Source organism: Desulfosarcina alkanivorans (assembly GCF_009688945.1).
Taxonomy (GTDB): Bacteria; Desulfobacterota; Desulfobacteria; order Desulfobacterales; family Desulfosarcinaceae; genus Desulfosarcina; species Desulfosarcina alkanivorans.
On sequence record NZ_AP021874.1, the window covers coordinates 562,683 to 575,187 of the forward strand.

At 59.0% G+C, this 12,505-nt stretch carries 10 protein-coding genes; 7 read left to right on the forward strand and 3 right to left on the reverse strand.

The genetic code is table 11. From position 1 onward, the window contains the following. The first annotated feature begins 74 nt into the window (after positions 1-74). From lon to folE2, 7 genes are all read left to right on the forward strand, one after another. The gene (gene lon / locus DSCA_RS02565; protein WP_155314941.1) at positions 75-2,504 is read left to right on the forward strand and encodes an endopeptidase La; all 2,430 of its coding nucleotides are present in this window, start codon (positions 75-77) and stop codon (positions 2,502-2,504) included. Then, positions 2,501-3,190: a tRNA (adenosine(37)-N6)-threonylcarbamoyltransferase complex dimerization subunit type 1 TsaB gene (gene tsaB / locus DSCA_RS02570; RefSeq protein WP_155314942.1), complete on the forward strand. Its 690-nt coding sequence runs from the start codon at positions 2,501-2,503 to the stop codon at positions 3,188-3,190. Before lon ends, tsaB begins: the two co-directional genes overlap by 4 nt. 159 nt (positions 3,191-3,349) lie before the next feature. Then, positions 3,350-4,018 carry a phosphatidylserine decarboxylase family protein gene (locus DSCA_RS02575; RefSeq protein ID WP_155314943.1) on the forward strand — a complete coding sequence of 223 codons (669 nt, stop codon included), beginning with the start codon at positions 3,350-3,352 and terminating at the stop codon, positions 4,016-4,018. Between the two features lie 259 nt (positions 4,019-4,277). Continuing rightward, on the forward strand, positions 4,278-4,745 hold the full coding sequence (greA, locus tag DSCA_RS02580) for a transcription elongation factor GreA (RefSeq protein WP_155314944.1): 468 nt from the start codon (positions 4,278-4,280) through the stop codon (positions 4,743-4,745). A gap of 14 nt (positions 4,746-4,759) precedes the next feature. Then, positions 4,760-4,960, forward strand: a complete 201-nt coding sequence (gene rpoZ, locus DSCA_RS02585) for a DNA-directed RNA polymerase subunit omega (protein ID WP_155314945.1) — start codon at positions 4,760-4,762, stop codon at positions 4,958-4,960. 161 nt (positions 4,961-5,121) lie between these two features. Next, positions 5,122-5,862: a tRNA lysidine(34) synthetase gene (locus tag DSCA_RS02590; RefSeq protein WP_231716360.1), complete on the forward strand. Its 741-nt coding sequence runs from the start codon at positions 5,122-5,124 to the stop codon at positions 5,860-5,862. Between the two features lie 154 nt (positions 5,863-6,016). Further along, positions 6,017-6,802, forward strand: coding sequence for a GTP cyclohydrolase FolE2 (folE2, locus tag DSCA_RS02595; protein WP_155314946.1), 786 nt, complete (start codon positions 6,017-6,019; stop codon positions 6,800-6,802). An 82-nt stretch (positions 6,803-6,884) separates the two neighbouring features. Here folE2 and DSCA_RS02600 read toward each other — a convergent pair whose 3' ends face one another. From DSCA_RS02600 to DSCA_RS02610, 3 genes are read right to left on the reverse strand one after another with little or no spacing between them, the layout of a single operon-like run. Next, positions 6,885-8,309: a sigma-54-dependent transcriptional regulator gene (locus DSCA_RS02600; protein WP_155314947.1), complete on the reverse strand. Its 1,425-nt coding sequence runs from the start codon at positions 8,307-8,309 to the stop codon at positions 6,885-6,887. After that, positions 8,306-9,778, reverse strand: a complete 1,473-nt coding sequence (locus tag DSCA_RS02605; protein WP_155314948.1) for an ATP-binding protein — start codon at positions 9,776-9,778, stop codon at positions 8,306-8,308. Before DSCA_RS02605 ends, DSCA_RS02600 begins: the two co-directional genes overlap by 4 nt. After that, complete coding sequence (locus tag DSCA_RS02610; RefSeq protein WP_155314949.1) at positions 9,756-12,416, reverse strand: PEP/pyruvate-binding domain-containing protein; 2,661 nt, start codon at positions 12,414-12,416, stop codon at positions 9,756-9,758. The genes DSCA_RS02605 and DSCA_RS02610 overlap by 23 nt, the downstream gene beginning before the upstream one ends. Positions 12,417-12,505: the final 89 nt, after the last annotated feature.

Here is a 12,505-nt window from a genome sequence, read left to right on the forward strand (position 1 = left end):
AGATCACATTTTGCTCCACGACGCTTTCAGACGGGGTCGTGGATTAACACGGTATCGATATTTCAGGAGTGATGATGGGTGAAACGGACAAGGATGACCTGATCAGCATTATCGAGGAGGAGGAGCCGGAAGCGGTTATTCCAACGATTCTTCCCATGATGCCGGTAAGGGACGTGGTTATTTTTACGGATATGCTGCTGCCGCTGTTTGTGGGGCGTGAAAAGTCGGTCAACGCCATTGAAGAATCGATCGCAAAGGACCGGTATCTGTTTGTGGCCACGCAGATCGACCCGGGAATTGAAAAGCCCAAAACCGATGAGATCTACCGGATTGGAACGGTCAGCCGGATTCTGAGAATGCTCAAGCTGCCCGACGGTCGCGTCAAAGCACTGGTCCAGGGCATCGCCAAGGCCAGGATTGTCAAGTACGTACGCAAGCGGTCCCTTTTCCGCGTGAAGATCGAAATCATCGAGGATTCGGAAGCCGGCGAGGTCGATCTGGAAGCCGAGGCGCTGATGCGCAACGTGCGGGAATACAGTGAGAAGATCCTTACCCTGCGCGGGGAGTATACCAATGAGGTGGGATCAATTCTTACCAGCATCGAGGATCCCGGCCGCCTGGCGGATCTGGTGGCTTCCAACCTCCGGCTGAAGATTGATGAGGCCCAGGCGATCATCGAAATTATCGATCCCTGCGAGCGGCTGAAAAAAGTCAACGACCTGCTGTTTCGTGAAGTTGAACTCTCTTCGATGCAGGCGAAAATTCAGTCCGAGGTGAAGGATGAAATATCCAAAAGCCAGAAAGACTATTTCCTGCGCGAGCAGGTTCGGGCCATTCATAAGGAACTGGGCGAACTGGACGAGCGCACCCAGGAAATAGAGGCGTACAAGCGCAAGATCAAGCGCGCGCGGATGAGCCGGCAAGCCAAAGACGAGGCGGAGAAACAGCTTCGCCGCCTGGAGCAGATGCATCCCGATTCGGCCGAATCATCGGTGGTCCGGACCTATCTGGACTGGATGGTGGAACTGCCCTGGAGCAAGTCGACGACCGATGTCATTGATATCAAAAAGGCCAAATCGGTCCTGGATCAGGATCACTATGGCCTGAACCGGATCAAAGACCGCATCCTTGAATATCTGAGCGTGCGCAAGCTCAATCCCAAGACCAAGGGGCCCATCCTCTGCTTCGTGGGGCCTCCGGGTGTCGGCAAAACCTCGCTGGGCCGGGCCATCGCCAACGCCATGAAACGGAAATTCGTCCGCATTTCGCTGGGGGGGATCCGGGACGAAGCCGAGATCCGCGGGCATCGCCGCACTTACATCGGTGCGCTGCCCGGTCGAATCATCCAGGGACTGAAGCAGGCCGGTTCCAACAACCCGGTGTTCATGATGGATGAAATCGACAAGCTGGGGGCCGATTTTCGGGGAGACCCCTCTTCGGCGCTCCTGGAAGCGCTGGACCCCGAGCAGAATTCCGAATTCAGCGACCACTACCTCAACCTGCACTTTGACCTGTCCCGGGTCATGTTCATCCTGACCGCCAACATCTCCGATACGATTCCCTCGGCGCTGCTGGACCGCATGGAAGTGATCAACCTGTCCGGTTATACCGAAGACGAAAAGAAAATCATCGCCAAGACCCACCTGATCCCCAGGCAGGTCAAGGAGAACGGGATCAAGCCGCGCCAGATCCGTTTCAGCGATTCGGCGATCGTCCAGGTGATCGGCGAATATACTTCCGAGGCGGGACTGCGCAACCTCGAACGTGAACTGGGAACCCTTTGCCGCAAGGTGGCCCGGCGCATTGCAGAGGGGGAAAAAGGGCCGTTTCAGGTGACCCGCCTGTCCCTGGAAAAGTATCTGGGCCCGCCCAAATATTATCCGGAGCTGGACAAGGAGCACAGCCAGGTGGGGCTTTCCACCGGCCTTGCGTGGACCCAGGTCGGGGGTGAGGTGCTCTACGTGGAAGCTTCGCTGATCAACGGCAAGGGGGATATGATTCTTACCGGACAGCTGGGCGAGATCATGCAGGAGTCGGCCAGGGCGGCATTGAGCTATGCCCGGGCCAACATCGATCTGTTCAAGGTCAAGGATGCGATCTTCGACAACCGGGACATCCACATCCACGTACCGGCGGGGGCCATCCCCAAGGACGGGCCGTCGGCCGGCATTGCCATGGCCACCGCCTTGATCTCGGCCCTCACCGAACGGCCGGTCAGCAAGGATGTGGCCATGACCGGTGAGATTACCCTGCGGGGACGGGTGCTTCCCATCGGCGGGCTGAAGGAAAAAGCCCTTGGCGCCCTCCGTGCCGGCATCCAGACGGTGATCATTCCGGAAAAAAACAAGAAGGATCTGGTCGAAATCCCGAAAAACGTCAAGCGCAAGCTCAAATTCGTTCCCGTCCAGAACATGGACGAGGTGCTGGCGATCGCCCTGGAGCCCGCAGCGAAGAGAAAAGCCCCCAAGGGCAAAAAAATGCCTGCGGGTCAGCGACGACGATGATCCTGCTGGCCATCGATACGTCCACCACCAGCTGCAGTGTGGCCCTGTTCAGCGGCGACCGGCTGCTTGCGGAATCCGTTTTCACGGCAGGGAAAACCCACTCCCGGCACCTGCTGTCCATGGTTGACCGGATTCTTCACGAGGGGGGATGCAGGGTCTCGGATGTCGATGGCATTGCCGTCACCCGGGGCCCGGGAACCTTCACCGGATTAAGGATCGGGCTGGGCACGGTAAAAGGACTCGCGGCCGCCACCCGCGCACCGGTGGTGGGGGTCAGCAGCCTGGCGGCCCTGGCCTTTCCCCTTCGACTGGTCGATGGCCCCGTGATTGCCATGATCGATGCGAGACGCGGAGAAATATACCATGCCTGCTACGATGGCGGCACTGGCAAGGCCCGGCCGGCAGCACCGGCGATATCGGTGTGTGCACCCGAAACAGCGGCTGCGGCGCTTCCCGACAATGCCGTCCTGGTCGGTTCCGGAGCCGCACTGTACCGGGATGTGTTTGAATCCCGTTGCCCGCGCATCCGCTTCGCCGATCCTGCACAGCACATTATCCGGGCCGCATCGGTGGGTTTTCTGGCCATGGCGCGCTTCAACGAACAGGATGTGGATGCCATCGAGGCCCTGGTGCCCGACTATATCCGCAAGTCCGATGCCCAGATTCAAATGCCCTCGCCGGTATGACGGATGGTCCTGCCGTCAAAGGGAAAACGGGCAAATGCAGCCCGGTCAATCGGATGTCGGGTAGCTGTTGACATGGTTGCCGGCATTGGATATAGATAACCCTTTAAAAGGGTTGAATAATGCCTTTATCCGGCTGGAGTTGGTGCCGGGGAGAATGTTATGACACAATTGAACTGGTCTGATCCGCCAAGTCAGACTGCATTTCCAGTGGCAAAGGCCGGATATCCGTTTATCTTCGCATCCGCTTTTGCCACAGCTGTTTTTGCGCTGCTCGGCGTCGGATTCATGGCCGTTCTCGGGCTTTTCGCCACCGGTTTCATCTGTTTTTTCTTCCGCGACCCGGACCGGCTGGTGCCGGCCGGCGACGGGGTGATCGTTTCGCCGGCTGACGGCAAGGTGATCAAAGTGGAACCGGTGGACCAGACGGCCTATTTCGAAGGCGCCTGCACCCGGGTCAGCGTTTTCATGTCCGTCTTTAACGTCCACGTCAACCGGGTTCCCCACGAGGGGACGATCCGGAAGGTGACCTATTACCCGGGGAAGTTTTTTTCCGCCAACCTGGACAAGGCGTCGAAAGACAATGAGCACAACGCCCTGCTGCTGGAAAGCCCTGAGGGCAGGCCGGTGGGATTCGTCCAGATTGCCGGATTGATCGCCCGCCGCATTATCTGTGCGGTCCAGCCCGGTGACGTGCTGAAGCGCGGGCAGCGATTCGGCATGATCTGTTTCGGCTCACGGCTGGACATTTACCTGCCCCCCGAGGCGGAGATTCAGGTGGCTGTCGGCGACAAGGTTCAGGCCGGCAGCAGCATTCTTGGAAAATGGTAAATGGTCGGCAGGGCTCAATGCCGCCGTCTCGAGCGTGTCGCGTCGTTCCGGTCCATGACGTTCAACCTTTCGGTGACGGAAATGATCATACAGGCCCGTTCAAAGCGGTCGCGAAAGAGGGAAACGAGCCTGTAAAACCACTATAACCGATTACCGCCGAAAACACTCAATTCCCCAATGGCATGTGCCATGGGGATCTGTTTTTCTGTCACCGGACGAAAAATAAAACCGAAACCGAGAATCGTTTAGGAGTTGCCCATTGGATAGAATACCCATGACGAGAATAGGGTACGAAAAGCTCAAAAAAGAGCTGGAAAACCTTAAATCCATCGAACGGCCCGCTGTCATCAGGGCCATTGAAGAGGCCCGTTCCCATGGCGACCTGAGTGAAAATGCCGAGTATGATGCCGCCAAAGAACGCCAGGCCTTTATCGAGGGGCGGCTCAGCGAACTGGGATACAAACTGGGAAACGCGGAAATCATCGATGTGGACAACCAGCCCAAGGACCGGGCGGTTTTTGCCTGCACGGTGGTGCTTGAAAATGTGGATACCGGAGCGGAAGTCGAATACCAGCTGGTCGGCCCCGAGGAATCCGATATCGAAAAGGGCCGTATTTCGGTTACTTCACCACTGGGCAAGGCCATTATCGGCAAAAAACCCGGAGAAGAGATCGTTCTCAACGCACCGGCCGGCAAACGCGTCTATGAACTGGTGGAAATATTGTAATCAGGAGGAATATCGTGGCACGAATCACCGTTGAAGATTGTCTGGAAAAAGTACCGAATCGCTTTAAGCTGGTTCATATGGCTGCGGCACGGGTCCGTCAGATCCGTGAGGGGTCTGAATACCTGGTCAGTTCTCCGAAAAACGAGGATATTGTCGTCGCCCTTCGTGAGATCGCCGCCGGAAAGGTGGTGACCAAAGAAGACGCCGATAACTAGTGCCATCCACAAATGGCCAATGGGTCCGATACATGCGTCGCGCTCAATATTTTATCCCGGTGAGATCAACCCTATGCCTGCGGTAAAATTTTTCGCGCGTCCTGCTCTCGACCCAATTTGCCTGCTTCCGGACAGACACTGACTAACCCCGCGAACCCCGATTGGCCGACTTGCCCAAGTACAGCTATTCATACAAAGCACTGAACAGCCTGGTCGGAAAGGCGATCCACCGTTATGGCATGATCGAGGCGGGGGACCGGATCGCGGTGGGGGTATCCGGCGGGCAGGACAGCCTGATGCTGCTGTGGTCCCTGGGGGAGCGCCGAAAGCGGGTTCCGGTAGAATACGACCTGTTTCCCATTTATGTGGATCCCGGTTTCGACGGCGGTTTTGGTGAGGCCCTGGCCAGCACCTGCCGGGAATTTGGTTTCCCACTGACCGTCGACCGGACCGACCATGGCATCGTCGCCCACAGTGCCTCCAACCGTGAGAACCCCTGTTTTCTCTGTTCACGGCTTCGGCGAAAGCGGCTTTTCGAAATTGCCGACCGCCTGGGATGCACCAAGCTGGCCCTGGGACACAACAAAGACGATGTTATTGAAACGTTCTTTTTAAATGTTTGTTATGCCGGGGAAATCAGCACCATGGTACCCCGGCAGGAGCTGTTCGACGGTCGGTTCACCGTCATTCGTCCGCTGGCGATGGTTGATGAAAAGGCCATTCGCCGCCTGGCCGGGACGCTTGCCTTTCCCCTTTTCAATAATCCCTGTCCCTCGGCCGGCACGACCAAGCGATCGGAAATCAAGGCGATGCTCGAACGGCTCTACCGGTCCAACCGCAAGATCAAGGGCAACATCTACCGGGCCATGAGTCACGTAAAAATGGAGTACCTGTTGAAATAGAAATCGTTTGCCCTGCCGCTGCCATACCGGAAGATGCCCCGGCGCCGGGGTGTCAAGGAAGACGCCGCAGCAGGCCTTCAACCCTCTGATAATGCCGGGTAGCGTGCCCTGCGGGTATTGCAGCGCATGACCCCCGCCGTCAGGTAGGCAGATCATGAAAGATGTACAGAGCGAGCGCGATCACCGCAACATCCCGATCGACAAGGTAGGTATCAAGAACCTGCGCTATCCCATTCGCGTCAAAGACCGTCGCGATGGCTCCCAGAGCACCATTGCCTCCATCAACATGTACGTGGACCTGCCCCAGGAGTACAAGGGGACTCACATGAGCCGGTTCGTGGAGATGCTTCACCTGCTGAATCCGGAAATTTCGCTGAAGAAATTTTCCGTGCTGCTGGAAACCATGAAACATAACCTGGACGCCGCATCGGCCCATATCGAGGTGCGTTTTCCGTATTTTATCGAAAAACAGGCCCCGGTCAGCCATGCCCCGGGATTGATGGACTATAACTGCCGGATCATCGGATCCAGCAATTCCAAGGACGATGTCGATCTCATTTCCGAGGTCAACGTGCCCATTACCTCGGTCTGCCCCTGTTCCAAGGAGATTTCGGACTTCGGCGCCCACAATCAGCGCGGCATCGTCCAGCTTCAGACCCGGTTTAAAAAATTCATCTGGCTGGAGGACATGATCGAACTGATCGAATCCTGCGCCTCCTGCGATGTTTTTTCGGTGCTGAAGCGCGTGGATGAGAAAAACGTCACCGAGCGGGGCTTTTCCAACCCCAAATTCGTCGAGGATGTGGTCCGGGACATATCCGAACGGCTCAATGCCGACGACAACATCACCTGGTTTTCCGTCAGCGCCGAAAACTTCGAATCCATCCACAACCACAGTGCCTATGCCCAGATCACCAAAGGGCTCGCTCCGGACAGCTGAGGACTGAGGGCTGAGGCCAGGGGACATAGGTCGGAGGTCGGAGATCTGAACTCAGAACCCGGTCATCCGACCTCCGGGCCGTCTACCTGACGCTGGTTTCTATCTTCAGCTGGTACTTGTCTATCTTGGCATGCAGGGTGGGTCTGGACATGCCCAGCAGCCGGGCCGCCTGGGACCGGTTCCCGCCGGTCAGGTTCAACGCTTCCCCCACCAGTACCCCGCCGAAATGATCCATGCAGTTCTCGAACAGGTTTTCCTGCTCCCCTTTGGACAACAGGGTGCGAATCCAGGCACGAACCTGGTCGTCGCAGGCATCCTCGCTGAGATGATGGTTTTTGGCGTCATCGACGGTTGCCTGGGTAATGTCGGCCAGGCTCAACGGGGCGCCCCGGTTGAAAATCAGCGCTTTTTGAAGGGTGTTGGACAATTCCCGGATATTGCCCGGCCAGGGGCTGGAGACCAGCATGGACATGGCCTCCCGGGTGATTCCGGGGTTCTCGATGCCCAGTTCCGAGGCATAGCGGCTCAGGAAGTAGTCCGCCAGCAGGGGGATGTCACCGGTACGTTCACGCAGCGGAGGCAGCCAGATGGTGATGACCTTGAGGCGGTAGTAGAGATCCTCCCGGAACTGGCCGTCGGCGATCAGCCGTTCCAGGTTGCGGTTGGTCGCCGCGATGATGCGCACATCCACGGGAATGGTTTCACGGCCGCCCAGCCGTTCGATGCTTTTTTCCTGGAGGAGGCGCAGCATTTTGGCCTGCAGGTTCAAGGGCATATCGCCGATTTCGTCCAGGAATACCGTCCCTCCGGTGGCCTGCTCGATCTTGCCCACCCGGCGGTGGGTGGCACCGGTGAAGGCGCCTTTTTCATAACCGAACAGTTCGCTTTCCAGGAGGGTGTCGGGGATGGCCACGCAGTTGATCACCAGGAAGGGCTTGTCCGAGCGGACGCTGTGGTGGTACAGGGCCCGCGCCACGAGTTCCTTGCCTGAACCCGATTCCCCCCGGACCAGCACGGTGGCGTCGGTGGCCGATACCCGGCCGATGGCCTTGTATACTTCCTGCATGGCCGGACTTTTGCCGATAATGACCTCTCCCTTGATCTTATCCGGAGATGCGTCCATGTCCACGGGTGACCGCATGAACCGGCCGGCCTCCAGGGCCTGGCGAATGGTGGACAGTATCTGGGGGATGTCAAAGGGTTTGATGACATAGTCGAAGGCGCCCATCTTGGTGGCTTCGATGGCCGTCTCTGTGGTGCCGAAGGCGGTCATGATGATCACCGGCAGTTTGGGTTCGATGCGGTGAATCTGTCTGTAGGCTTCCAGGCCGTTCATCCCCGGCAGGCGAACGTCCAGCAGCACCAGATCGGGAATCGCCTCGGTGATCATGCGAATGCCCGATTCTCCCGATGGGGCGGTGCGGACCCCGTACCCTTCCTCTTTCAGCAGGCGCTCGAAACTGATGCGCAGCTGGTCGTCATCATCGATAATCATTATAGTGCTCACAGGTTTCCTCCTATGATGGGAAGTACGATGGAAAAGGTCGTCCCCCGGCCTTCCACCGAGGTGAGATCGACATGCCCGCCATGCTCCCGGATGATCCGGGCCACAATGCTCAACCCCAGCCCCGTGCCTTCTTCCTTGGTGGTGTAAAATGGATCGAATACTTTTTTGACGGCGGCCGGAGGGATTCCCGGCCCGTCGTCGGTGATACTGATTTCCGCCAGCTGACGGTTCGGCGGCGAGCCCAGCACCCGTTCATGGATGTCGATGGCACCGCCGCCGGTCATGGCTTCACAGGCGTTGACCACCAGGTTGACCAGCACTTCCTTGAACTGGTCCGGGTCGGCATTGATGGCCGGCAGTTCGCTGTTCCGGTGGATGGTTGCCTTGACGTTGTATGATTGCAGCCGGTAGCAGAGCAGCTTGACGGCGGTGTCCACAACGGTTGACGGGCTCACCGCCTGCATCTTCAGCCGGGGAGGGCGTGAGAATTCCAGGAAGTTCTGTACGATGGTGTCGATGTGGTCGATCTCCTCGGAGATGACATCGAAATCCTCCTTCTGGGTGCCGGACAGCTTTAGGGAGCGGTTCAGGGAAAACAGGCGCATCTTGACCGAGGTGAACGGGTTGCGAACGCTGTGGGCCATGCCGGCCGCCAGCTTGCCCACCATGGCCATCTTTTCGGAATGCAGCAGATTCTCCCGGCTTTTCTCCAGCTCCACCTGGGTTTGGCCGACGTCCTCAATGAGCCCCCTTACGCTCTGGCTGAGCGTCTGGACCACATCACCGGAAATTTCGACCGGGTTGCTGCCGCCGGTTTCCAGAAGCAGGGCGCGCAGCGGGTTGAGAATCTGATAGACCAGCAGGTAGGCCAGCAGAATCACCAGCAGGACGTGGGTGACGATGATCGCCATGGCGATGTCACGCAGGCGGGCCGCCTCGTCCAGGGCCTCCTGTTTGGCGGTCATGATGGAATGGGTGTGTTCCCGCTTGTATTCTTCACAGGACTGGAGGATGGCGAAAAAGCGGTTGCGTACATCCTGATGAAGCTTGGTGCCGAATTTGACCTGACCGGTCTTGTAGTACTCGATGACCTTGTCTTTTTCCCGGATGTAATCGTCGTACTGGGCGGCAATCCGGGCGATGGCCTGCACCTGTGCGGGGGACTTGGTCAGGGCGCGTGCCCGAACCAGCTGTTCCCGGAACACCCGACGATAGTCCTCCAGCTGGACCAGCCAGTCCGGGTTGCCGTCCTGAAAATAATAGGAGACAAACCCCTTCTGGTTGACCAGGGCGATTTCAAGGGATTCGGCACTCTGGAACGCCACCAGGTTTTCATCGGTGATGGTGGTCAGCACGCCTTCGATACTGTAGGAATACCACACCATCACCGTCGCCCCGGATAGGGTTACCAGAAAAATGGCGGCCAGCAGCAAATAGCCGCGGTTTTTAAGACTGATTCGAGCCCACATGCCTGTTCCTTTCCTCCGGGTGCGCGGACGGCGCGTTCAACATCGTTTCAATGCGTTCCAGAAGCAGCGTTCGATAGTGATCCACCATGGCCGGATTGGCCGCGATCATGTCCAGCTGGCGCGTGTGGATTGTCAGATATCCAAGAATTTTCAATTTGTCCACCATGATGTCGGCGCCGTGCTGGTCGATGCGCGCACGAAGGGCATCCTTGGTGATGTCGGTCCGAAACCCGTGGATGTCCAGAATGGTTTTGACCAGCCGCACCCGCTTCAGCCGCCGGCTGAAATCGGCAGCGCCCCCCTTGAACTGAAAACTGACGTAGTTTTCCGTGGAACGGTCTCCCACAAGCGCCTCGGTGATGGCAAAGTGGAACCCCAGACGGGACTGCAGGCTGCAGAAGTTCTTCGATATCATAAAATAATTGCGGTTGGCCATGGTTGTTCGCACCGTGGGCAGCAGGGCCTGGTTTCGCGTGGCCTGGAACATGACCGACGCGAACCCCTTGCCGTCCACCGGCGGCGGACCTTCCCAGGGGAAAGCGGTGATACCGTCCCACAGGGCACGCATGGGAATCGAGACCACATCCGAGAGGTTCACGCAACGGTCCATGGCCGCATCCGACCTGAAGCCGTCATCCAGGTTGAGTACCCACCACTGCATGGGAATATGGGCGCGCAGCTGTTTGGACGAACGTTCGGGAAACCGGTGGGCCTTGCCGAAGCGGAACATCTCGTGGACGCTTTTTTCGTGGCAGAACCGGGTGATGTCGTGAAGGGTCCGGCAATTGGAGGCCTTGAATGCCGGGCTGTCCGGGTCCAGCAGGTTCAGGGGGGTGATCAGCCCCGCGGCCCTTTCGAGGGCGGCGAACACCGGTGTGCCCGTCATCAGCGGTGTCGCGGTCCGGCGATGGTCCATGGCCAGCAGGGATTGCACCGTTCCTGCATAGATGCGGCATCCGTCGGCGTCTACGGTGAGGCGATCCTGGCCGTCTATCCGGTCCATGGCGCCGACGGCACCGAAAAGGGCAGGGACCTTGAATTCCCGGGCCACATTGGCCAGATGGCCGGTGAGGCTGCCTTTTTCACTGACCACGGCCGCGGCCCGTGGCAGCAGGGCGGCCCACCGGGCCAGGGCGCGGTCGGTGACCAGGATGGCCCCGTCCGGGAAGGCCAGGGCATCCACCTCTTTGGTGACCCGGAATGCCGGGCCAGATGCCACCCCGGGCGAGGCGGTCATGCCGCCGTTAAACAGTGACGGCGGCAGCGCACCCGGTCTGTCGCCGGCCGCGGGCGCTGCCGGTGACCCGGCCAAGACCTGAAGGGGACGGCTCTGCAGCAAAACGATATCCCCGGCCGAATCGATGGCCCATTCCATGTCCTGGGGGGTTCCGGCATACGCTTCGACCCGAAGGGCAAGGGCGGCCAGGTCGAGGGCCTGGGCATCGGTCAGGGAGGGGGTTTCCCGATCGGATCCGGTGTCGTCCAGGCGGCACACGCCTTCTTCCGGACGACAGACGTACTTCTGCTCCTTGACGGCGATGTCCCGTCCGGTCACCGTCAGGGCCGGGGAGCGGCTCACCCGGAAACGGTCCGCTGCCCCCGTGCCGTCGACCACCGCCGTGGGCAGGCCCCAGACGGCATTGATGGTGACCGCCTGATCCCGGATATCCAGGGGGTTGACCGAATAGAGGACGCCGCCGCAGACGGCATCGACCATCTCCATGACCCCCACGCACATTTCCGTATCCTCATGGGGAAGCCCGCGGCTGAAACGATAGGCCATCACCGCCGGTGAATAGGCAGCGGCCACGATCTGTTTATAGGCTTCGACCAGGTGCTCCGGGGAAATGTTGAGCGCGCTGTGATACAGGCCGGCGAAAGATGCCCCCTGACGGTCTTCATCGAGGGCGCTGCTGCGGACGGCCAGGTGAAGCGGCGCCCCCCGGCGGGCGGACAGTTGCCGGCAGGCTTCCATGATGGCCGATTCCAGATCGCCGGGAACCGCTGCGTCCTGGATCAGCTGGCGGATTTCCGCGCTGACGGTGTAAAGGTGATGGTGCCCCTTCTCCTCTGTTCGCTGGATACGTCGCTGGATCTCGATGCCCAGATCGCTGTGATCGAGAAAATGGCGGAACGCCCGGGCGGTGACCACAAAACCGTCCGGTACCCGAATGTGCAGGCGGTTGGCCATCTCGCCAAGGGTGGCCATCTTCATGCCTGCCTCGTCGGCACGGGTTTTGTCCAGTGTCGAAAGATCGACAACCAGGGGGCCCGACCCGCCGGTCTCCCGGTGGGTACCGGTCAGGGGGGCCAGTGCCTGACGGATCTGCGCCAGGCACGGCGAAAGGGCCTTGTATTTTCCAGGCGCCAGCCTGTGCAGGTGGTTGACCATCTGATAGACCCGGGTAAAGACCCCCATGGTGCGGGAGCGAATGAATTTCATGCCGAAGGGAAGGGTGCCCTCCAGGGCCTTTTCCAGTTCGGTCATGATTTCAAGGGCCTGGTTATTGGCATTTAACAGCAGTTTGAACGCGTGGTAGCGGGATTGGAATTCAAGCTGCAGGGACCGGGCATCGTCCGGTGCCGGGTGCCTCCCGTGGGGGTTAAACCAGTTGAGAAATTGTCGCCATCGGGCCATGGTGCCTTACCGTGTATGGATGATGAGCCCTGAAAATGGGATTCCCGCGTCCTCGTGCTTATAAGATGGCACGCCGGCCTTTCCTCTCA